This window comes from Vibrio sp. V31_P5A7T61, assembly GCF_009904895.1.
Taxonomy (GTDB): Bacteria; Pseudomonadota; Gammaproteobacteria; order Enterobacterales; family Vibrionaceae; genus Vibrio; species Vibrio metschnikovii.
In genome coordinates this window covers 96,431-118,414 of sequence record NZ_WXWI01000073.1, presented here as the reverse complement: position 1 = coordinate 118,414, position 21,984 = coordinate 96,431, and the positions used below count along the sequence as shown (strand labels likewise).

Below are 21,984 nucleotides of genomic sequence, written 5' to 3'. Positions count from 1 at the left end.
TCCGTCAATAAAGTGCTGACTAACCCTGAATGATTAGCCTTTAGTGGTTGATTGTTTCGCGAGTGCTACTTTTTGTTCATTCTGTTGGTATAAATGCTCAAAGCAGTAATTGGTTGCTTGGATATAGCCTTCGACGCTACCGCAATCAAAACGTTGGCCTTTAAATTTATAAGCCAATACACAGCCAGACTGGGCTTGTTTGAGTAGCGCATCGGTGATTTGAATCTCGCCACCCTTGCCAGGTTCAGTTTGCTCAATCAAATCAAAAATATCAGGAGTTAAAATATAGCGCCCAATGATCGCTAAATTACTCGGCGCTGTGCCCGGCTCTGGTTTTTCAACCATGTTATCGACACGGAACAGATCGTCTTTGATCATCTCTCCAGCAATCACACCGTACTTATGTGTTTCTTCTGCAGGCACTTCTTGTACCGCAACAATCGAGCAGCGGAATTGCTTATACAGCGCGACCATTTGTGCTAAGACTCCTTGCTGAGCATTGACACATAAATCATCGGCGAGAACCACAGCAAAAGGTTCATCACCGACAAGCTCGCGGCCCGTTAAAATGGCATGCCCTAAGCCTTTCATTTCACGTTGACGAATGTAGGTAAAGTGAGCAGTATCAATAATTTGTCGAATATCGATCAGCAGTTCTTCTTTGTTGGTACCACGAATTTGGTGTTCCAACTCATAGTTCATATCAAAGTGATCCATGATTGCGTGTTTGCCCCGTCCGGTAACAATACACATTCCAGTCATACCGGCTTGAATCGCTTCTTCAACCCCATACTCGATCAATGGTTTATTCACCACTGGCATCATCTCTTTTGGCATTGATTTGGTCGCGGGTAAAAAACGAGTACCATAGCCGGCCGCAGGAAAAAGGCATTTATTAATCATTAGTCAGAACCCTATTGTTATTAAAGTGCAGTCGCTGTAAGCCCATAAAGGTTGTTGATCTTGCTTGATAAGCTTAATGCGCAACAATAGGCTAACTTTATCATGTTCTGATCGTGTGATTGAGCACATTCTGTATTGGGGTATCGAAAATGTGCCATTCTACCTATTCTCGATAACATCCTAACAGCCCGATATCATTACTGAAAAAGATGGTGATTGGCCCAAGATATCGCTTGGGCGCGGTTTTTTACCGCGAGCTTTTTATAAATTTGGTACAAATGAGATTTTACGGTTAGTTCGCTGATAAATAAGTTCTTCGCAATATCATCGTTGGAAGCTTGCGCTTGCAAACAGCGTAAAATCTGTATTTCTCGAACCGTAAGATCGAGAGTGGCTTTGGTATGTTGCTCATGAAAGGCGTAACGAAAATGATGCAGTAATTGGTTCGAAACATGACGAGGCAACCAATTTTGGCCATTAATGATCTGCGCCAAGCCATGGGAAAGTTGCTCCGCACTATCGGTTTGATAAAAGAGCCCCTTTAAATTCCCAAAGCTGATTAATAGATCGGTCGGTAGTCGTTTATCGACATTAAAAAGAATCGTCTCAAGATAATGAGTGGTCAGTTTTAAAGGACCAAGTCGATGACGAATCGCGCGATGATCTTGATAATCGAGCAGCAGTATCTTGTGTTTACTGTGTCGGTATTGTTGTACTAACGGTTCAGGCTCCACTTTTTCGATAGGGATCGCGAGTAGATGAAATGCTTTTTGTAACCGACTCGGAGTCGATTGATTTACGTCTGTGGTCAGATAGTAGATGGTACGCGCGTAACTCGATTTGGGCATAGGGTTCATCCTGATTGATGTACAAACACGGTTTGTTCAGCATGCCGAAAGATGAGGTACGATACGAACGGTTAATCAATGCTTTGCGTAACATATCCACGAGCTAAGTAAATGATACTATTATCAAAACTTGAAATAACGACAAGGATCGAAAAAATGATCAGCGTGTCTGGATTTTCTCTTTTGCTGATAACAGATTAAGAGCGGAGATTGGTAGTAGTCACAAAGCGTGTTATTCTTTAGCACAATATTAAAAAACCAAATTTGATGACGGAGCAGAACATGGCAACCCGTGGCGTAAATAAAGTAATTTTGGTCGGTAACTTAGGGGCTGACCCTGAAGTTCGCTATATGGCAAGTGGTGCTGCGGTAGCAAATATCACTCTGGCAACCTCAGAAAGCTGGCGTGATAAAACCACCGGCGAGCAACGTGAAAGAACGGAATGGCACCGCGTAGCCTTATATGGCAAACTCGCTGAAGTTGCGGGCGAATATTTACGTAAGGGATCGCAGGTTTATATCGAAGGTCAATTACAAACGCGTAAATGGCAAGATCAGAGCGGCCAAGATCGTTATACCACGGAAGTTGTGGTGCAAGGTTATAATGGCATTATGCAAATGTTGGGTGGTCGTCAGCAAGGTGCAGCGCCTGGACAGGGGGCTCCTCAAGGTCAACAAAGTAACTGGGGACAGCCACAACAACCTTCAGCGCAGCAATCACCGAAGCAGTCAGCACCTCAGCAAGCTCAGCAAGCTCAGCCACAATATAATGAGCCGCCGATGGATTTTGATGACGATATCCCGTTCTAGCCATTTGATTTTCAAAAAAAGCCGCGAAGTTCGCGGCTTTTTTATATAGTTAAGGATAAGCCCAAATCATTGAGTGACTTCAAGAAATTCAGGGCTCACTAATCTTACTTTTATAGCCGATGAATTAAGAAGGGAATTCAGCTTCATGCGGTATACGCCAACGCTTAAATTGAGCACACGTTTAGTCGCTTTTGTGACCTTAATTGTCACCAGTGCCATGTTCATCTTATTTATTGGTGGTGCACTCTCGTTTCAGCGTATGGGACAAGATTATCTCAAACACTATTTAAGTGGGATTGTTGACGTTGTCGATCAAGAGTTACACGATCCTCAAGCGGCAAACTCAATGCCGGATTGGATGCCAAAAATACTTCAGGCATCGAGTATTGTTGAGCTCGAACTCACCACGTCATCCGAGATTGTCTATCGTTTTTATGATAACACATCGAGAATCACAGCCGATCGCTTGACTCAGATGACCTTCCCATTACCGAGTCATCCCAGTTACGTCATTCATTTTAAAGCAGTACCACCCTATCTAGGGTATAACTACTCTTTTGGTGCCATGTGGTCGATCACTTTAGCGATTGGACTGGTCATTTTTTGTTTGGTCCGAGCGACAAAATGGTTGCGTGAACAGTTATTAGGGTCTGAGTTATTGGAAGAGCGCGGACGGATGATTTTAGCCGGACGTGTTGAGCAGTATGCCAAAGGAGATGAACGAGAGTGGCCTTATACGGCGAGTGAAGCTATCGATGTACTGATTGAAGAGCTACAAGATGCTCGTCAAGAGCGAAGTCGATTTGATAGCTTTATTCGTAGTCAAACCTTTCTTGATCAATTGACTGGCGCCGCCAATCGAGTTCTGTTTGATAGCAAATTAGAATCAGCTTTACTGGAAAGTGGTGCTCGTGGTGGGGTCATTATGATCCGGCTCGATGAACTGGATACCGCGCGTGAGCAGCAAGGAAAAGTCATCATTGATGATTTTATCGTTGAAGTGGGTGAATGTATTGCAAATGTCATTGCCCGTTATCCTGATGTGGTTCTGTCACGTTATTATGACTCGGTCTTCGCGATTTTTATGCCTCACCAAACCTCTAAAGATGTCAGTCATGTGGCGAGCCAATGTCTTAAATTGCTTGAGCGCCTAAGCCCGCCTTATCCTTTAGAACGAGAAAACTGGTTCCATATTGGAATGAGTATGTACCAAGAGGGCGAACGACGTGGACGAATCATTGATGAAACAGAAACTGCGTTACGTAGTGCGCAGATGCAAGGCTGTAATGCGTGGAGCCGGTTTAAGAAGTTGGTTACGGTGGATGACGAGCGCGGTAGCGTACGCTGGCGAACCTTGTTCGAACAAAGTCTCATTCCTGAGAAAATTCGTTTATTCCGGCAGCCGTGTTATTTAATTAGCGAAGAGAATCAATTAACATTGATTCACGATGAGCTGTTTGTCCGCATTTATGATCCTGTCCAAGGCATGCTCAAGGCCTCACGTTTTAATTCTGCTTTAGAAACCGTTGGTTACGAAGCGATGCTTGATCGCGCAGTCTTCGTCCGTGTACTACAATTATTGAAAAACCAAGCATCGACAGAGCATTACTCGATTAATTTACATGTTGTTCCCTTTGCCGATAAACACTATTGGCGTTGGTTTCGTCATGAAATCATGCAGTTACCTTATGCTTTACGCACTCGGTTGTCTTTTGAGTTTGCTGAGGGGCGTTTAGTGCAACATTTAGATTATATGCGTCCAGTGCTAAGAATGATTGCGGGGTTGGGATGTAAATTGGTGGTTGGTCAAGCGGGACGAACGATCGTTGCGACTCATTACATTAAAGATTTACGAATTAATTACCTTAAATTACACCGCAGCTTAATTAAAAATATTGATCAACGGCACGAGAATCAACTGTTTGTGCGCAGTATGATCGGAGTGTGCGGGGGAACCAGTACCCAAGTGATCGCTGTGGGAGTGGAAACGCAAGCCGAATGGCAAATGTTAATTGCCCTTGGCATTCATGGTGGACAAGGTCGATGGTTTGCTGCAGAGCAGCCTTGGATTGTGGCTCCCAGTACTGAACAGCCCTCTGTCAAGCCGGGCAAAAGAAATCGATGGCGGACTAAGTAGAGAAAAATGAAGATGAATACGCTGTTTCATAAAATCACTCGTCGAGCGCAGCAAGACCGCAAATTATTTGCGGTTGTACAGCCGGACGCGATTTATTTCTCTGCTACTCAAGACTCCCCTCTTGCGACGCGTTATCCGCTCAGAGACGGGGCTTGGTTAACTTCTCTGTGTCAAGCGCTGCAAGCCAATCCCGTTAAGGGTGATGTCGTGGACGTGGTGTTACACGCTCAACTATACCAATGTTATCAAATGGATAAGCCAGCAGTGCCACGCGAAGAGTGGTCTGGTGCGCTGCCTTTTTTGCTCAAAGATTTGATCAGTGAAAAACCCACTGAGATTGTCGCTGATGCTTATGAGTTAAGTGGCAGTAACAAAATCCAAGCTTATGTGATCAGTATTAAGGTTATTCTAGAGCTTGCCCAAGCATTACAAAGCATTGGCTACCAATTAGGGCAAGTGATCCCTGAGCAAGAGATTTGGGCTAACAGCGTTCAAACGCCACACTTTTTATTATTACAACGCAGCAGAGAAGGCCAATTTAAGTTAGATGCCTTTGTTGACCAGCGTTGTTATTTTCAGCGCACTTTACGTGGTGTGGTCGCGCCAGTGACTGGGGAAACGAGCCCAGCATTGCAATTGGATGGCTTAGCGCTTGAACTCCAACGCTCAATTGATTACCTCTCTTCGCAATTAAAAGGTGTCGCGCTCCATCAGCTTAAAGTGTGCTGTGATGATGAAGATCATACCCAATTAGTGGCGGCACTGAATGAACGGCTGAACGTTAAAGCGAGCCCTTTATCTGAAGAGCAACAACCGCCGTTATCTGGGCAGGTATTAGCTCATTATCTGCCTTTAATGACTCGGCCCACATTAAACTTTTATCCGCGGTACTTGCATCCTAAGACCGATCACTTTTCTCTACGTAATGTTATCGTAGCACTGAGTGGTGTCACGCTAGTCATGTTGGCGGTTGCTGGTTTTTACGCTTATCAAACCACTCAATTGGATCAGCAGGTTGCGTTGGCTCAGCAACAGACGGATCGTTTGAATCAACAATTGGCAGAGCTTCAGCAACAACAAGCCAAACATCGTCCTTCGGCAGGAAAAGTTGCGGCCATCGAACGTATAAAACGGCAGATTGCAGGTCAGCAAGCTTCGCTAAGCGCAATGGATCAATTTACACACAGCCAGCAAGAAGGCTACTCAGGAATCATGAACGCGTTAGCGAGCGTTGCTCATCGTGATATTTCGCTGACTCATATCGAAATTTCTCCCAATCGGTTAGATATTCAAGGCTTAGCTACCGAAGCTAAAGTTATCCCGTACTGGATCGGTAAATTTAAGCAGCAAACGCCGTTAGTCGGCCGTAATTTTGAACGTTTAACCATGGGGCGCAATGAGCAAGATCTGGTGACATTTGAACTGAAAACTCAGCAAGGAGCGAGATAATGAGTCAATATTGGCAAACGCTCAGTCATCTATTTGCTGAGCGAAAAAACAGCGAAAAGGGACTTATCAGTCTGTGTGGATTGGTGATCATTGTATTATCTATACAAACTTGGCTGGTTGATCCTTTGCTTGCTCAGCATCAAATGCAAACCAATCGTTTGATGAGTTTGCAAACTCATCAGCAAAGTATGCAAAACACTATCCAACAGTTACAACATCAACTCAGTACCAATCCGGATGCGGATATCGACATTGAGCTCACTCAATTACAAGCTTATCACCATCAATTAACAGAGCAGTTAGCGGAAAAAGTCGGCAGCTTAGTTTCTCCGTCACAAATGGCCTCACTATTGCAAGAAGTGTTAGAAAAAAGCCAGCGATTGAAATTGGAAAGTTTAATTTCGTTACCCGCAGAGCCGATTGCTCTCCAAGAGCCTGTGGTGGGGGCCGAACGCTACTTTGTTCATCCGGTGCGTATCGAACTAACAGGTAGCTATTTTGCGATTCGTGATTATTTACAGGCGTTAGAGAACTTACCGGTTCGTTATTATTGGCGACGTTTTCACTATCAAGTAGGCGAGCATCCACAAGCGAGACTGTTACTTGAAGTGTACACGCTCGGTACGCAGAAGGAGTTCATCGGTGGCTAACATTCAATATAGCGCAATACTGATGGTGTTGATGAGCTCTTGTGCCATCGCCGCCCAAGATCCGACAGCGCCTCTCGGAGGACGTTCCTCTAACGCTGGTGCGGTATCATCGGTGACAACGGCATTGCCTGAATTGCAGAGCATTGTTTGCCAGCAAGCTTGTTACGCAACGCTTAATCAACAAGTATTGTCTACAGGCGATGAGATCGATGGCTATCGGGTTAAGCAAGTCAGTGAGGAGCAGGTGACGTTAACTAAAGGGCAGCAGACTTGGCAACTGCAGTTATTTTCGCTGGATATCAAAGAGTAGGGTATAAAAATGATGCGTCAAGTTGTTATCGCAGTAATGGTTACCACTTTAGCGGGTTGCGCTATGGGGCACCGAGATCCGGTGGAAATAAAGCAAGCCTTGAACGAAGCAATTAATGAGGCCAATAGTCGCCAACTACAACAGTTACCCGCCTCTGTTGAAGCAGATTTAATGCCTGAGTTAGTCGACAGAAGCCGTGAGCAGCCGCTGCATATTGCTCGTTTTCGAGTGCAAGCTAACCAAGTTGATGCCGCCGCTTTTTTCACTAGTTTGGTTAAAGGCAGTGACTACAGCGTCGCCATTCATCCTGCGGTTTCTGGGCAGATTACCTTGAACCTAAGCAATGTGACTTTAGATGAAGTGCTGGCGGTGGTGCGAGATTTGTATGGTTTTGAAGTCGAAAAAGTCGGCAGAGTGCTACAAGTCTATCCTGCTGGGTTAAGAACGGTCACTATACCGGTGGATTATTTGCAATTTCAGCGTAGTGGACGCTCCATTACATCAATCAGTACTGGAACGGTGACTAACCCGACTTCATCCAACAATTCAAGTAATAATACTGGTTCAAGCAATAATAATGCTTCCCGTGGGGGAACGGAAATTGAAACCATCAGTGAAAGTAATTTTTGGCAGCAATTAGAAAGTACCATTGGTCGATTAATTGGGTCGGGAAGTGGTCAGAGTGTGATGGTCACACCACAAGCGTCAGTGATCACCGTGCGCGCTTACCCAGACGAAATTCGTGAGGTTCGCCAATTTCTCGATATGTCTCATTTACGGATTCAGCGTCAAGTGATCCTTGAAGCGAAAATTCTTGAAGTGACATTAAATGATGGTTTCCAACAAGGGATCAATTGGTCAAAAACCTTTTCATCTAATGGCAATAATTACCAGTTAGGTCAGGGGGTTATATCTAATCCAGTCTCTAGCTTACCGGGGATGGATGCGATCGGTACGTTGTTAGGTGGGCAGACCAATCTGGTTGTCAAAAGTGGCAGCTTTGATGCAGTGCTAAGTTTTATGTCGACGCAAGGCGATCTTAATGTCCTGTCTAGCCCGCGAGTCACGGCTGCCAATAACCAAAAAGCAGTGATTAAAGTCGGCACCGATGAATATTATGTGACTGACCTGACTAGTGAAGTCGGTACTGGTGATAACGCCAACGTCGCTCCCAATATTCAATTAACCCCATTTTTCTCGGGTATCTCACTCGATGTGACGCCGCAAATTGATGATGATGGGTATGTCTTTTTGCATGTTCACCCTTCGGTGATTGAAGTGGAAGAGCAGAAGAAATCGGTGCAATTTAACGATCGAATCATTACTTTACCGTTAGCGCGTAGCTCAATTCGTGAGTCTGATTCGGTGATTCGAGCACAAGATGGCGATGTGGTCGTGATTGGTGGTTTAATGAAATCGAATACCATGAATCAAACCTCTAAGGTACCGTTTTTTGGTGATATACCACTGTTGGGGCATCTGTTCCGCCAAACCTCCAATGTGACCCAAAAAACGGAGTTGGTGATTTTACTCAAGCCGACAGTCGTTGGGGTCAATACGTGGCAAAAAGAGTTAGAACGTTCACGAGACTTATTGCAAGAATGGTTTCCTGATTCCCAATAGTGATTGGTCGTCACACGTCGTGTTCATCGGGGAGATAAATCAGCCGTGTATTTAGCACACTTTGGTTTTGAGCAGCTACCGTTTCATCTCACCCCAGATACGCAGTTGTTTTTGGGGCTGGCACCTCACTATGAAGCGATTCAAACCGTCAGTGGTGCGTTGACGATGGGAGAAGGGATCGTCAAAGTGACCGGAGAAGTCGGCACAGGAAAGACCATGGTTTGTCGGATGCTATTGACCCATATGAGTGACGAGATCCTTTGGCTCTATTTGCCGAATCCGCTGTTAACCGGCGCGGAATTACGCCGCGCTATTTCCAATGAATTGCAATTGCCTGACGTGCCAGAGTTGCAACTGATTGAAGCTATCCAAACTCGGCTATTGGCGTGCCATCAACAAGGGCAACGAGTAGTGGTTATTGTGGATGAAGCTCAGGCTTTACAAGATGAAGGGCTCGAAACCTTAAGATTGCTTGGCAATCTAGAAACTGAACAGAGTAAGCTGTTACAAATTGTCTTACTGGGACAACCCGAACTTGATCGTCGATTGGCAGAACATCACTTAAGGCAATTTCGTCAGCGGATCACCTTTAGTGCTCACTTGCGACCGTTATCGTTGGCCGAGTCAATCGCTTATATTGATAACCGTTTATTAAAATCAGGTTGCCAGCAGCCATTATTTTCTCGCCGACAGAAAAAAGCGTTATGGAAAGCCTGTCACGGCATTCCTCGTTTATTAAATCAGGTAAGCCATAAGGCCTTATTATTAGCGTTTTATGCTCAACAACCTTCGGTTTCCAATGGCCATGTATTTGATGCGATTCATGATACGTTTGATACTTGTAAACCTAAATTTAAAACCCCGCTGTTTTGGGGATGGAGTCAGCAATGAGTGTGATTAATAAAGCGTTATCGCAATTGGTGACTAAGCAACCGAATGGTTTAGCGGGTATAGAGCGAGCTAAGGTCGCTCCTGTCGCTGCTCGTCCAGCTTGGGTATGGGTATTGGCGGGTTTTGCGGTGAGTGTTGCTGTCGGTGGGGGGGCCGTTTCTTGGCAAGCGACCTCGTTAGATGCCTCTAATGGCCAGCATTCGCTGTCGGTCACCGCTTCCCCTAGGCTGACTGAGAATCATCTTGAAGTCTCGATGCCGCCTTCACCGACTCAAAATACTCAGATGCCAGCGGTTCCTGTGTATCGGGTGGCTTCGGCTACGCGAACGGTATCGCCAGAGGTTTCTCAATCTCATTCAGCGCCGCAGACGGTTTCTGCTCCAATCGCTCCTTTAGCGGCTTTGCAAGAGCGCAGTGTGCCCGCGCTGAGCGGAGTAAAAACAGTACAAGCGCCAGCCACGCCGGTGACGAATGTTCCCGACATCGCCGTTGCTCAGATGTCGATTGAATCGGTACAGCTAACGCCAGAGCAATTAGCCCATAAAGCCGTAGCTGGCGCGGAGCGAGCGCTGGCACATAATGATTTTAACCAAGCCGTGAATGGTTACAGTGAAGCGTTACGTCACACCCCTTTAGATGAAGGAGTGCGTCAACAGTTGGCTGCACTGTATTATGGTAAAGGTGAATTAAGAAAAGCGTTTGATTTGTTGCAACGTGGGATGCAACTCAATCATGAGGGAGAAACGTTACGCATTGCGCTTGCTCGAATGCTACTCAAAGAAGATCAAAGTCAAGCGGCGCTGACTCCACTCGCGTATTTACCCGCTAACCCATCGATTGAGTATTTATCGCTGCGAGCGGCAGTTGCTCAGCGCAATCGAGTCGATGATATCGCTTTGCAGAGTTATCGATTGTTGGCAGAGCAAGAACCGAGCAATGGACGCTGGTGGCTAGGCTTGGCGATTACTCAAGAGCGTTTAGCGCAATGGAGCGAAGCGAAGTACGCTTATCAACAAGCATTGAACCATGTCGGGTTATCCTCTCAATCTCACCAGTTTATTCGTGAACGTTTACAAGCGCTGACTCATAGCGAGGAGACGAATCTTGCAAATTAAACTTAGAAAGCGTCTTGGGGATCTCTTGGTTGAAGAAGGGATCATTACTGAGCAACAAGTGCAACAAGCACTGGCGGCCCAAAAGCAGACAGGCAGTAAATTAGGCGCTACCTTAATTGAGCTTGGTTTTGTAACCGAGCAACAAATGCTTAGCTTTTTATCTCAGCAACTGTTTATTCCACTGATTGATCTTAATCGCGCTCATGTTGACATTGATGCAGTACAAATCCTCCCTGAAGTTCATGCGCGGCGTTTACGGGCCTTGGTAATGAGCAAGCAAGGCAATCTATTGCGAGTGGTTATGAGTGATCCTGCGGATCTCTTTGCACAAGAATCATTACTCAATCAATTGTCTGACTATCAATTTGAGTTTGCGATTGCGCCAGAAAAGCAATTGGTTGAAGCGTTTGATCGCTACTATCGTCGTACGAAAGAAATCGCTTCATTTGCTGAACGTTTGCAAGCAGAACATCAAGAAAATGACGCGTTTGATTACGCCATTTCCGGTGAGGAAACCGAAGATGTCACGGTAGTTAAACTGATCAATTCACTGTTTGAAGATGCGATTCAAGTTGGCGCATCCGATATTCATATTGAGCCCGATGCCAATATTTTGCGCATTCGGCAGCGAATTGATGGGGTATTACATGAAACCCTACTTAATGAAGTCAATATCGCCTCAGCCTTAGTTCTACGTCTTAAACTGATGGCCAATTTAGATATCTCCGAAAAACGCCTACCGCAAGATGGGCGATTTAATATTCGTGCCAAGGGGCAATCGGTGGATATTCGCTTATCGACCATGCCTGTGCAATATGGCGAATCGGTGGTGATGCGCTTGCTTAACCAAACCAGTGGCGTACGTAAACTGGAAGAATCAGGTTTACCAGAGGATTTACTCCTGCGCTTACGTAAGCAACTCAAACGCTCTTACGGAATGATTTTAGTCACCGGCCCGACAGGGTCGGGTAAAACAACCACTTTGTATGGTGCATTATCAGAACTCAATGAAGCGGGTAAAAAGATCCTCACGGCAGAAGATCCGGTTGAGTATCGCATTCCTCGCCTGAATCAAGTGCAAGTGAATCCTAAAATTGGCTTGGATTTTTCAACCTTACTACGAACGTTTTTACGTCAAGACCCAGACATTATTTTGGTCGGTGAGATGCGTGACCAAGAAACGGTCGAAATCGGTTTACGTGCCTCGTTAACTGGTCACTTAGTGTTAAGCACGCTGCATACCAATGATGCCATCGATAGTGCATTACGCTTGATTGATATGGGCGCTCCCGGTTATCTCGTCGCCAGTGCTGTGCGTGCCGTGGTCGCGCAGCGTCTGATCCGTAAAGTTTGCCCAGATTGCAAAACCGAAGAGACTCTCGATGATGCTCGCCAGCAATGGTTGAATGTACGTTTTCCTAACCAAGTGTCGGCGACCTTTATGCGTGGGCGAGGCTGTCAAAGCTGTAACCTAACCGGATACCGAGGACGGATCGGGGTGTTTGAAATGTTGGAACTCGAAGCGCATATGATGGATGCCTTACGCTCAAACGACGCAGTAGGCTTTGCCGAAGCGGCTCGTGCTTCAGCAGGATACAAGCCTTTATTAGCTTCAGCGATGGATCTGGCTTTGCAAGGCATTGTGAGTTTAGATGAAGTGATGGCGCTGGGTGAAGGGGATATTTCCGGCCTTAATCAGCCGATTCATCTCTAGGAGGCAGAGTAGATTATGCCGAGATACCACTATACCGGACGACATGCTGACGGCAGTAAAGCTTCGGGCACCGTTGAAGCGGCAACAGAAAATTTGGCTGCCGAAAGCTTACTCAATAAAGGCATTATTCCGACAGCGATTACTGCCAAATCATCCAGTCAAACTCCGTCGATTGATTGGCAAGCGTGGTTTATGCCTTCGCTGCCGCTTGAGGTTCTGGTGATTTTCTGTCGTCAGCTTTATAGCCTAACGAAAGCGGGAGTGCCGATTTTGCGCTCGATGCGTGGCTTAACTCAAAATTGTGCCAATAAGCAGTTACAACGAGCATTAGAAGAAGTTGGCCGAGAACTGACGAATGGTCGCAGTTTATCGGCGGCAATGCAAATGCACAGTCGAGTTTTCAGCCCGCTGTTTGTCTCAATGATCAATGTTGGTGAAAATACCGGTCGTCTGGATCAGGCTTTGCTGCAGTTGGCGAATTACTATGAGCAGGAAGTGGAAACCCGTAAACGAATTAAAACTGCTATGCGTTATCCAACCTTTGTGATCAGTTTTATCACCTTGGCGATGTTTATCCTTAACCTAAAAGTGATCCCACAATTTACTACCATGTTCAGTCGTTTCGGGGTTGATCTGCCGTTACCGACGCGAATTTTAATTGGCATGTCGAATTTTTTTGTTAATTACTGGATGGTGATGATAGGAGCGATAGTTGCCTTATTGTTTGCATTCCGGACGTGGATCAATACTCGTCGTGGCGCTGAAACGTGGGATAAATTTCGTTTACGAATGCCGATTGTTGGTGGAATTGTTAATCGCGCGCAATTAGCCCGTTTTTCTCGCACTTTTTCCTTAATGCTTAAAGCAGGGGTGCCGCTCAACCAGTCGCTCTCTTTATCGGCTGAAGCGTTAGAAAATAAGTTTTTAGAGAATCGGATTCTAAAAATGAAAAGTGAGATCGAAGCGGGGACCAGTGTCTCAGTGACCGCGGCCAATGCCAATATTTTTACTCCGTTAGTGCTGCAGATGATTGCGGTGGGGGAAGAAACGGGCCGGATTGATGAGTTATTACTTGAAGTGGCTGATTTTTATGATCGTGAAGTCGATTATGAATTAAAAACCCTCACCGCACGAATTGAACCAATTTTATTAACCTTAGTCGCAGGCATGGTGTTGGTGCTTGCCCTTGGCATTTTCTTACCAATGTGGGGCATGCTCGATGCTCTGAAAGGTTAATATTATCCTGCGCTGATGAAATTAACGTGCGTTATCATTAGTCTTATTTTTAAGACGATGTAAAAATTTATCTGCTCAGCACAGTTTATTACTGTATTTCATTCTATAATCATCATCATAGGTAAAGTATTACAGAGGTCATCGATGCAAATTACCACTTTTACGACGATGCCTAATTTGTATCATCGGCAGCATATAACGCAACCGTCAGAGCAGGGGTTTTCTCTGGTTGAGTTAGTGATTGTCATTGTGATCATTGGACTATTAGCCGTCGCGGCATTACCGAAATTTCTTGATGTGACTGATGAAGCAAAAAAAGCCAGTATTGAAGGCGTTGCCGGTGGCTTTGCGACTGGGGTGTTATCTGCCAGAGCGCAATGGGAGGCGAAATCGCGACCGAGTGTCGCCTCCGGTGAGCAAAATCAAAACAGTATTGATTACGATGGCGTGCAGTTTTGGCTCACGCGTGCCCAAGACAGCAGCGGTAATGCAACGGGGTTTCGAGATGGTTACCCAATCGCGGTCAATAATAACGGCAGCTTTCCTTCCGGCTTAACCGATCAAATCTGTGTCGATTTGATGGAAAATTTATTACAAAACCCACCGCCAGTGGCCAGCGCGTCTCAGGCGGGGGAAAGTAATAATTTGCGTTATCTCGCGCGAGCGAATAGTGCAGAGTGGCAGTGCGTTTATGTCCAGCAAGAGGGAAAAACCGCACACCAGTTTGTGTATGAAATTACTACCGGACGAGTGACGGTTACCTTAAATTAATCCGATCATGAATTGTTAATTAAATCAAGAATAGAGAGAGAGTCATAATGAAAAAACAAGGCGGTTTTACCCTAATTGAATTGGTGGTGGTGATCGTAATTTTGGGCATCCTCGCCGTAACGGCAGCTCCACGATTTTTAAACTTACAAGGTGATGCGCGTGACGCTTCGCTACAAGGCCTAAAAGGTGCAATGCAAGGGGCGGCAGGGATAGTTTATGGTCGTGCTGCTATATCTGGTAATGAAGCTAGTGCTTCTGGAGCCGTAACTATTGATGGAGTCTCTGGAGCCGTAAGTTTAGTATGGGGTTATCCTGCTGCCAGCGAAACAGGTATTGGTCGAGTAGTGACTGGACTTGGTAATGATGGTGATTGGAATATTGTATCGGGTTCAAATACTACAAACTCGATTGCTTATACATTTAAAACTGGCGTTAATGATGTTACTAAATGTTTTGTAAGATATGACGTGACTCCAGCAGTATCTTTTTCTGAGCCAACCATTACAGTTGTAACTTGTAAATAATAATTGATTACTTTAGCCATTAAGCAGTGAATAAGCTGCTTAATGGCTATCAATTTATAACTGATTAATAAATTAATTTTATTCATAATATCCCCACTTCGGTGAGACAACGATGCGCAAATCCCTTCGTCGAACATTGGGCTTTACCTTAGTCGAGCTGATCGTGGTTATTCTCTTGCTCGGTATTCTGTCTGCCTATGCGGCCAGTCGCTATTCGGGTACCAGTTCGGTCGCTGCGCTCACCACTCAACAAGAAATTCTCGCCTCACTGCGTTTAACCCAAAACCGCGCCATGCAGCGCACGGGTTATTGTAATCGCTGGTTAGTCACCGCTAATCAAGCTGGTCAAATATCACCACAGGCTGTAGCTGGAAGTTGCAGCAGCATCTTTGCTGCTGTTGATAACGACATTTCTCGGGTTGAGGCGCCAAGTGGTGTAACGTTAAGCCTTTCTACACCTAACGGTTATCTTGATTTTGACTCTCTAGGCCGCGCCGCTCAATGCACCGCTTCACCCTGTACCGTAACGATTTCCAGTACTCATGATCAGCGCCAAGTGTGTATTAATACTGAGGGCTATATTTATGCCTGTTAAGTCAATTAATCGAACGCGTGGTTTTACCCTAGTAGAAATGATCATTGTCATCACCATCACCGCGATTGCCATTACTGGCTTGGCAGCGGCGCTTTATCCGCGTTCGCAGCAGAGCGCCGAGCAGGTGATTGCGGTCAAAGCCGCTGAGTTGGGCAGAGCAGTATTAGATGAAATTTTGGGGCGTCAGTTTGATCAAAAATCTGGCCCTAATGGCGGTTTACCAGAGTGTGTGATTGTTGAAACAGACAATCGACAACTCTGTACTGCCCCTGCCCATGATTCACTTGGGCCTGATGCAGGTGAAAACGATCGAACATTGTTTAACGACGTCGATGATTTTATCACGGGGGATCAACCTAGACCGATTCAAGACGTGCTCGGTGAAACTCTTGATAGCAGTTATCGTAATTTTAAAGTCGTGATTGATGTTTTCTATGAGCAGGATAATAGCGGTCAGTTTACTGGCGTTAATGCTAATCAGCGCAGCCATTATAAACGCATTGAAGTGGTGATTATTGATTCACAAGGCAATCGCTATCCGTTTGCCGCCATTAAGGGGAACTACTGATGGCGCGTGGTTTTACCTTAATGGAAATGGTGATTGCGATTATTTTACTCGGCATTGTTGGCCTGTTTTTGGGCAATGTCGCCGGTCAAGCGATGGGGATCGCGGCAACCAGCTCGTCTCGTGAAGCGTTAATTCAGCAAGGGCGATTTATTACCGAGCGCTTGAGCCGAGAAATTCGTGAGGCGGTGCCCAATAGTGTGATTGTCGAGAATAACTGCATTGAGTTTTTGCCGATCATTAATAGCGGCATTTATAGCCAATTGGCCAATAACACTGACCAGCTGAAATTTTTACCTCTCAAAAAACAGAACCTGCTGCAAGGGGATCGACTCGTGGTGTTTCCAACCCAAGCACAGCCGCTACGCCAGTCGTTAAGCGATCCTGCCCCGACAAGACAAGTTGCTCAGTTAGCGAATAACGTATCAATCACTACTGAAAACAGAGCGGAAATTGAAGTGCCACTTACCCGTCAAACCTTATTTCCTCTGCAATCGCCAGCTCGGCGGGTGTATCTGTATCGTGATCCCGTGGCCTATTGTTACATCAGTAGTGAACAACGAATCTATCGCTATCAAGGCTATCCATTAACTCGCAGTCAATTAGCGCCAGCTCAATTGGGCTCTGGGGTAGTATTGATGGCTGAGAATATTAGTAGGGCTAACTTTGTCGTTGATGCTCCTAGTTTACAACGTAATGGCCTAATTAAAATTGAGTTAACCTTTGCTGATCGCGGTGAAGAGGTGAGGTTTGATCATGATGCGCTTATCTACAACACGCCGTAGCCAGCAAGGCAGCGGCTTGGTGATCGTTATTTTTATCATCGTCGTGGTCGGCTTTGTCGCTGCGGTCGCTAATCGTAATCAACAGCGTAATAGTCAGCAGTTGGTGTCTATGGTGATGGGTACTCGCGCCGAAATGGCCGCCCGTTCGGCAGCAGAAATCGCCATTAGCCGCTATTATCAAGAGAATGCACAAAGTAGCTGTCGCGCAGCTGAATCACAAGCTCAGCTTCCAACACCGGATTATTCCCCTGTTGCACGTAACATTGAGTTTCAGGGTGAAGGCTTAGCGCAATGTTCGGCGCAAATCAGCTGTGAATATATCGGTGTGTTAGATAATCAGCAAACGGTACTGCAAATTACCAGCGACGGACAATGCAGCAGTGGCGGCTGGTCATGGCAACGGACAATTCAAGTGGGGGTGAGGGGTGAATAAATCGTTAGGTCTACTTCTGCTAATGTTGGCTGTTCTGTTATCGTCTTTTAAGGTTGTCGCTCAGCAATATAATTTATCGAATGGGCAGTATCCACCATGCAGCACCTCATGGCAGCAATCAGGAAGTACTTATACCTGTACAGGGGGAAATGGTCGAGTAACATTAAATGATGGTGATATAATTATTGCTGATCAACCATCAACTATTGTTGCTCGGGCTGGTTTTTCTTTGACTAATAATGTTATAGGAATGAGCTCTACTAAAATTAACCTTGAGTCTAATCATGGAGAACTTAATGTTTCTTCTGGTCAGAGTGTTATTTATGGAAATTTTCAGGGTAATAGCACTAATGTTAATGGTATTAATGTAAGTATTTATGGTGACGTAATAACTGGAGGTGTTGTTAATTTATCTCAGGCTGCGGTTTTCGGTAATGTCATATCAAGTAATAATGCTATAAACCTATCTTATGTAAATATAACAGGTGATATAACTGCAAACTCAGGAAATATAACGATATCAGACTCTTCGATTGCTGGTTCAATATCCACCTTGAGTAATAGTGTGACTCTCATCAATACTAATGCCCACGGAAATATCCAGTCACATTCCGGTCTAACTATCACTGGAGGAACTTATAGTGGTAACATTCAATTAACTTCAGCTAACCCTGTAGTATTCAACTCGGTTAATATGGTGTATGGGCAAGTTGCTGGTTCAAGTGTATTTACATCAAATAATAGCCAACTAGGTACTCCTAATTCACCTGTCAATATTAATACCAGTACTAATGAAATAAACCTAATTGGCACAATAGGTTATGGTGATTTTATCACACCATCTTACAGTCAAGTGAATATTTCAAATAGCTATATTGTCGGACAGTGCTTACCTATTTCAAACCCAGCTAATGCTTGTCACCCTAGACCTGCTGCTAAATACCATTTTGATGAGTCTACTTGGACTGGTAATGCTAATGAAGTAAAAAATTCATTTGATGATTTTTTACATGGTAGAGCTTTTAATGGAGCTACAACAGGGAGATTATTACCAGCGCTACCAAATGATGCTAACAACTATGGAAGCTGTGCTTATGGTATATTTAATAAGTCTAATAACCAGTATGTAGAAGTTCCTTATTCATCCTCTTTAGATTTTGAAGATGCTGTCACTGTATCTTCATGGATATATCCAACAGGTTACCCAAGTGGTTCTGGTTTAATGAGCATTGTTTCAAAAGATGGGAATTATGAATTTCATTTAGATAGTTCTGGCCGAGTATATTGGTATTGGGAGTATCAAAGCTTATTGGATTTTTTACCAGTTTTAGGAAGCAGAACATTATTGTCATCATCTTCAATACCATTAAATCAATGGACACATATTACTATTCGCTATGATCGAAATCGGAGTAATCAACGGCAAGCGATTTTTATTAATGGTCAATTAAATAGCTCGTCTAATCACAATGAACGTTTGCGAACCAATAATCGTCCATTACAAATAGCTCAAGATCAAAATACTTCAGGTCGCGCTTTTGATGGTTACATTGACGAAGTAACTATATATGGTCAAGGACTGCTCGATGAGCAAATATGGGCTGAATATCAGTCTCGTCATTTGTGTGAAGGGAATGTAGGGCTGCAATGTTTTTCTGATGATTTTGAAAATCAGCCTCTAAGTGAGCAGTGGCGGGTTTTTCGCAGTAGTGGGGCGTTTACGCCCTCAAAAGTCATCGTGAACGGTAATAACCGTTTACGATTAACCCAAGCGGTACAAAACCAAGCGACGGCTTCAACCTTTCAACGAATTTTTCCAGCGGCAAATAATCGTGTTGAAGTGGAGTTTGACTATTTTGCTTATGGTGGGACAGGAGCCGATGGTGTGGCGATCGTCTTTTCTGATGCCACAGTAACACCCCAAGTCGGCGCTTTTGGTGGGCCTTTAGGATACGGCTACAAAGTTGCCGAACAGCAGCCGGGGTTTGCTGGAGGGTGGTTAGGCATTGGCTTAGATGAGTATGGTAATTATTCTGTAGAAGGGGGCGGTAATAGTGTTAATAGCAGAAGGCGTCAAGCGGTTGTATTAAGAGGTTCTGGGGCGGGGTACTCAGGCTATAACTATTTAGCTGGAACTTGTAATAACGGTTCAACCAATATCAATAGCGATTGTTTAAGTCCCAAAGTTGATAATACGAATGGTAATCCTCAACACCGTTATCGTATCGTAATCGATTCAACTCAAGCCTCAACGTCATTTGTGACTGTTAGCCGCAAGGTCGGGACCAGTAGCTGGGTAGACTTAATTGGTCCTGTTAATGTGATGTCTTTGTCAGGACAAGAAAATGTACCCAATGAACTTTTTATGTCGATTACCGGATCAACTGGCTCAGTCACGAATAATCATGAGATTGATAACTTTGAAGTTTGTGCTCTAAACTCTCGCCCTGTTGGTCAACAGATTGATCATTTTCGGATGGATTTACCTGCTCAAGGGTTAACCTGTAAGGCATCGGAAGTAACGGTTACCGCTTGTGCTAATAGTAACTGCAGTGAAAAATTTACCGATTCTGTGACCGCTTTTTTAACTCCAAGCTCAGCGCCTAGCGCTTCAGGTGGTTGGCTTAATGGCCCAAGTCTTGCGTTAACTAATGGTGTTGGCGTTTCTCAGCTAAGAAAAAATAGCGTCAGTTCAACAAATCGGGTCAATGTTGGTATCTCTGGTTCCAATCCAACGGCAATCGCATTTAATCCAACGCTCTGTCGTCGTGGTGGTGGTGTTTATTCATCAACGGCATGCTATGTTGATTTTGTGGATAGTGGATTTGAGATACAGGTGCCTCATGCCTATGCCAATCAATTAGTCACTGGAACTATCACTGCATTAAGTAAAGGAGATAATCCTGAACAATGTATCCCAAGTTTTGCTGGTGTAGATAAAGGTGTTTCATTATGGAGTGAATATCTTATCCCTTCGGGAGGGCAAGGGTTTTCAGCAATGAATGTTGTCGTGGATGGTTCAACCATTAGCAATAATATCGCAGCCCCGAGTCATCGTAGCCTGTATTTTGAACAAAATGGTCAAGCGGAATTTGAACTTACCTATCGCGAAGCGGGGAGCTTAGCTTTGCACGCCCGTTTTACTGGCAGCGGTGATGAGCAAGATTTGCAATTAACTGGACAAGCGAATTTTATTCGTGTGCCGCGTGCATTACTGCTTAGTGCTAATCACTCTTATGACCTAGCTCACCCTGATGGAAAGTGCTCTGTTGCTGACTTAAGTTGTTCGGTTTTTGCTAGAGCAGGGGAAGGATTTAATCTTAATATCAAAGCGGTAGCGGCTGAACCGAATGAAGATAATGATTTTACCAATAATTTGGGGCTAACCAATTATCAGCAACAGAATATTATTCTCAATCATACGCTCGTTGAACCTTCCAATGGTTCTGCGGGTTCGATCGGTACACTCAATTATCATCATGAATTAGGTAGTTCTACTACGGTCCAACAGAGTGTACATGAAGTCGGAGTGTTTGATTTTTCATTAGTGCCACCCACTTCTTACCTTGGCCTCGACTTAATTGACGCCGGTTTGCCGATCTCTGTGACGTCAACAGGCCCGATAGGCCGCTTTATCCCGGCATATTTTGACGTCTCACCGATGACGGTTACATTGGCTGCTGCGTGTTCGACAGGCGGTCAACCTTTTACCTACCTAGGCCAACCCTTTGCTTATGGCAACAATCCAGGGCTCTATTTACAGCCTAAATCAGGTGATGGTTCTGATACGCTTAACTATTTAATTGGCGATTGGTGGCGTTATAACAATCAATGGGCGGAGAGAGGTTATCATGATCTTGTTGATGACCTGACGATCGATTTTACGAACGAATTGACAGAACCAGTGACGCGTCAATCAGCATCAACCAGTGGGGTGACCCTTAATGATGAGCAGCTTAGCTATCAAAAACCGATAGATCCGATGGTTCCATTCAATGCAGACTTTAACTTACACTTGTCAGTCAATGATCTAAGAGACAGTGATGATGTCTGTTATCGAACGTCTTACTCAGAGTCCTGCTTGGAGTATACCTTTGAAAATATCGACCAAACCATGCCACTGTATTGGGGACGTTTAACCATTGAAAATGTCTATGGACCAGAAATTCAAGACTTACAGCAAAAAATAATCGGTGAATATTATACCTCAACCGGATTTGTGACCAATAATTATGATAATTGTACTTTATTACCTGCCTTGAGCGCCTTTGAGTTTGAATCGGACGATTTTAGTGTTAATCAAACAGGGGCATTACCTTTGGTCAATGTTACTTTGCCATTAGAACCACAACCATTAAAGCTGATCCAAGGGGTTATGCCGTTGAGCTATAGTGCTCCTGGTGCCAGCAATCGCGGTCTTATCAAAGCGCTGCTTGATTTAGAACAACATGGTTTGCCTTGGTTGCGCAGTTATGATCAATCAAATACCGAATGGAATGACAATGTTACTGGCGTTGTTCAATTTGGCTTATATCGAGGTAATGACCGAGTTATTTGGTGGCGTGAGACCAATTAAGCGACTTATTGTCGCTCAGATCGATGCTTAAGTTAGGGAATGGTCAGAA

General features: G+C 44.7%; 19 protein-coding genes. 17 read left to right on the top strand and 2 right to left on the bottom strand.

The features are described 5' to 3' along the window. Nucleotides 1-33: 33 nt before the first annotated feature. Nucleotides 34-903, bottom strand: coding sequence for a UTP--glucose-1-phosphate uridylyltransferase GalU (galU, locus tag CAG58_RS16530; RefSeq protein WP_154169290.1), 870 nt, complete (start codon nucleotides 901-903; stop codon nucleotides 34-36). Nucleotides 904-1,100: 197 nt separating this feature from the next. Further along, nucleotides 1,101-1,751, bottom strand: a complete 651-nt coding sequence (locus CAG58_RS16525; RefSeq protein ID WP_158137756.1) for a LuxR C-terminal-related transcriptional regulator — start codon at nucleotides 1,749-1,751, stop codon at nucleotides 1,101-1,103. A 282-nt stretch (nucleotides 1,752-2,033) separates the two neighbouring features. Here CAG58_RS16525 and CAG58_RS16520 point away from each other — a divergent pair, with 282 nt between their 5' ends. From CAG58_RS16520 to CAG58_RS16440, 17 genes are all read left to right on the top strand, one after another. After that, on the top strand, nucleotides 2,034-2,561 hold the full coding sequence (locus CAG58_RS16520; RefSeq protein ID WP_161426169.1) for a single-stranded DNA-binding protein: 528 nt from the start codon (nucleotides 2,034-2,036) through the stop codon (nucleotides 2,559-2,561). A 145-nt stretch (nucleotides 2,562-2,706) separates the two neighbouring features. After that, nucleotides 2,707-4,698, top strand: a complete 1,992-nt coding sequence (csrD, locus tag CAG58_RS16515) for an RNase E specificity factor CsrD (RefSeq protein ID WP_161429807.1) — start codon at nucleotides 2,707-2,709, stop codon at nucleotides 4,696-4,698. 6 nt (nucleotides 4,699-4,704) lie between these two features. Continuing rightward, the gene (locus tag CAG58_RS16510) at nucleotides 4,705-6,147 is read left to right on the top strand and encodes an MSHA biogenesis protein MshI (protein WP_161426673.1); all 1,443 of its coding nucleotides are present in this window, start codon (nucleotides 4,705-4,707) and stop codon (nucleotides 6,145-6,147) included. Beyond that, nucleotides 6,147-6,797: a type 4a pilus biogenesis protein PilO gene (gene pilO, locus CAG58_RS16505; protein ID WP_161426674.1), complete on the top strand. Its 651-nt coding sequence runs from the start codon at nucleotides 6,147-6,149 to the stop codon at nucleotides 6,795-6,797. The genes CAG58_RS16510 and pilO overlap by 1 nt, the downstream gene beginning before the upstream one ends. Then, nucleotides 6,790-7,107, top strand: a complete 318-nt coding sequence (locus CAG58_RS16500; protein WP_233268194.1) for an MSHA biogenesis protein MshK — start codon at nucleotides 6,790-6,792, stop codon at nucleotides 7,105-7,107. The genes pilO and CAG58_RS16500 overlap by 8 nt, the downstream gene beginning before the upstream one ends. Nucleotides 7,108-7,119: 12 nt before the next feature. Then, the gene (gene mshL / locus CAG58_RS16495) at nucleotides 7,120-8,730 is read left to right on the top strand and encodes a pilus (MSHA type) biogenesis protein MshL (RefSeq protein WP_154170706.1); all 1,611 of its coding nucleotides are present in this window, start codon (nucleotides 7,120-7,122) and stop codon (nucleotides 8,728-8,730) included. Nucleotides 8,731-8,775: 45 nt separating this feature from the next. After that, nucleotides 8,776-9,621: an AAA family ATPase gene (locus CAG58_RS16490; protein WP_161426675.1), complete on the top strand. Its 846-nt coding sequence runs from the start codon at nucleotides 8,776-8,778 to the stop codon at nucleotides 9,619-9,621. Further along, nucleotides 9,618-10,736 carry a tetratricopeptide repeat protein gene (locus tag CAG58_RS16485; protein ID WP_161426676.1) on the top strand — a complete coding sequence of 373 codons (1,119 nt, stop codon included), beginning with the start codon at nucleotides 9,618-9,620 and terminating at the stop codon, nucleotides 10,734-10,736. The genes CAG58_RS16490 and CAG58_RS16485 overlap by 4 nt, the downstream gene beginning before the upstream one ends. Further along, nucleotides 10,726-12,450, top strand: coding sequence for a GspE/PulE family protein (locus tag CAG58_RS16480; RefSeq protein WP_161426677.1), 1,725 nt, complete (start codon nucleotides 10,726-10,728; stop codon nucleotides 12,448-12,450). The genes CAG58_RS16485 and CAG58_RS16480 overlap by 11 nt, the downstream gene beginning before the upstream one ends. 15 nt (nucleotides 12,451-12,465) lie before the next feature. Then, entirely contained in the window at nucleotides 12,466-13,686 is a 1,221-nt protein-coding gene (locus CAG58_RS16475; protein ID WP_161429806.1) for a type II secretion system F family protein, read from the top strand. A 168-nt stretch (nucleotides 13,687-13,854) separates the two neighbouring features. Then, nucleotides 13,855-14,457, top strand: a complete 603-nt coding sequence (locus CAG58_RS16470) for a prepilin-type N-terminal cleavage/methylation domain-containing protein (RefSeq protein ID WP_170904760.1) — start codon at nucleotides 13,855-13,857, stop codon at nucleotides 14,455-14,457. Between the two features lie 47 nt (nucleotides 14,458-14,504). Then, on the top strand, nucleotides 14,505-14,981 hold the full coding sequence (locus tag CAG58_RS16465; protein WP_161429805.1) for a type II secretion system protein: 477 nt from the start codon (nucleotides 14,505-14,507) through the stop codon (nucleotides 14,979-14,981). A 112-nt stretch (nucleotides 14,982-15,093) separates the two neighbouring features. Beyond that, nucleotides 15,094-15,576, top strand: a complete 483-nt coding sequence (locus CAG58_RS16460) for a pilus assembly FimT family protein (RefSeq protein ID WP_161424999.1) — start codon at nucleotides 15,094-15,096, stop codon at nucleotides 15,574-15,576. Then, the gene (locus tag CAG58_RS16455) at nucleotides 15,566-16,144 is read left to right on the top strand and encodes a prepilin-type N-terminal cleavage/methylation domain-containing protein (protein WP_161424998.1); all 579 of its coding nucleotides are present in this window, start codon (nucleotides 15,566-15,568) and stop codon (nucleotides 16,142-16,144) included. Before CAG58_RS16460 ends, CAG58_RS16455 begins: the two co-directional genes overlap by 11 nt. Further along, nucleotides 16,144-16,926, top strand: coding sequence for a PilW family protein (locus CAG58_RS16450; protein ID WP_161424997.1), 783 nt, complete (start codon nucleotides 16,144-16,146; stop codon nucleotides 16,924-16,926). The genes CAG58_RS16455 and CAG58_RS16450 overlap by 1 nt, the downstream gene beginning before the upstream one ends. Further along, a complete protein-coding gene (locus tag CAG58_RS16445) occupies nucleotides 16,901-17,359 on the top strand; it encodes an MSHA biogenesis protein MshP (protein WP_202598350.1) in 459 nt (152 codons plus the stop codon). The genes CAG58_RS16450 and CAG58_RS16445 overlap by 26 nt, the downstream gene beginning before the upstream one ends. A 565-nt stretch (nucleotides 17,360-17,924) precedes the next feature. Beyond that, on the top strand, nucleotides 17,925-21,935 hold the full coding sequence (locus tag CAG58_RS16440; protein WP_337247273.1) for a DUF6701 domain-containing protein: 4,011 nt from the start codon (nucleotides 17,925-17,927) through the stop codon (nucleotides 21,933-21,935). Nucleotides 21,936-21,984 lie beyond the last annotated feature (49 nt).

Coding starts and splice junctions, on each gene's coding strand:
- galU (WP_154169290.1), bottom strand. CDS start 903: ATGATTAATAAATGCCTTTTTCCTGCGGCCGGCTATGGTACTCGTTTT.
- CAG58_RS16525 (WP_158137756.1), bottom strand. CDS start 1,751: ATGCCCAAATCGAGTTACGCGCGTACCATCTACTATCTGACCACAGAC.
- CAG58_RS16520 (WP_161426169.1), top strand. CDS start 2,034: ATGGCAACCCGTGGCGTAAATAAAGTAATTTTGGTCGGTAACTTAGGG.
- csrD (WP_161429807.1), top strand. CDS start 2,707: ATGCGGTATACGCCAACGCTTAAATTGAGCACACGTTTAGTCGCTTTT.
- CAG58_RS16510 (WP_161426673.1), top strand. CDS start 4,705: ATGAAGATGAATACGCTGTTTCATAAAATCACTCGTCGAGCGCAGCAA.
- pilO (WP_161426674.1), top strand. CDS start 6,147: ATGAGTCAATATTGGCAAACGCTCAGTCATCTATTTGCTGAGCGAAAA.
- mshL (WP_154170706.1), top strand. CDS start 7,120: ATGCGTCAAGTTGTTATCGCAGTAATGGTTACCACTTTAGCGGGTTGC.
- CAG58_RS16485 (WP_161426676.1), top strand. CDS start 9,618: ATGAGTGTGATTAATAAAGCGTTATCGCAATTGGTGACTAAGCAACCG.
- CAG58_RS16475 (WP_161429806.1), top strand. CDS start 12,466: ATGCCGAGATACCACTATACCGGACGACATGCTGACGGCAGTAAAGCT.
- CAG58_RS16470 (WP_170904760.1), top strand. CDS start 13,855: ATGCCTAATTTGTATCATCGGCAGCATATAACGCAACCGTCAGAGCAG.
- CAG58_RS16465 (WP_161429805.1), top strand. CDS start 14,505: ATGAAAAAACAAGGCGGTTTTACCCTAATTGAATTGGTGGTGGTGATC.
- CAG58_RS16460 (WP_161424999.1), top strand. CDS start 15,094: ATGCGCAAATCCCTTCGTCGAACATTGGGCTTTACCTTAGTCGAGCTG.
- CAG58_RS16455 (WP_161424998.1), top strand. CDS start 15,566: ATGCCTGTTAAGTCAATTAATCGAACGCGTGGTTTTACCCTAGTAGAA.
- CAG58_RS16450 (WP_161424997.1), top strand. CDS start 16,144: ATGGCGCGTGGTTTTACCTTAATGGAAATGGTGATTGCGATTATTTTA.
- CAG58_RS16445 (WP_202598350.1), top strand. CDS start 16,901: ATGCGCTTATCTACAACACGCCGTAGCCAGCAAGGCAGCGGCTTGGTG.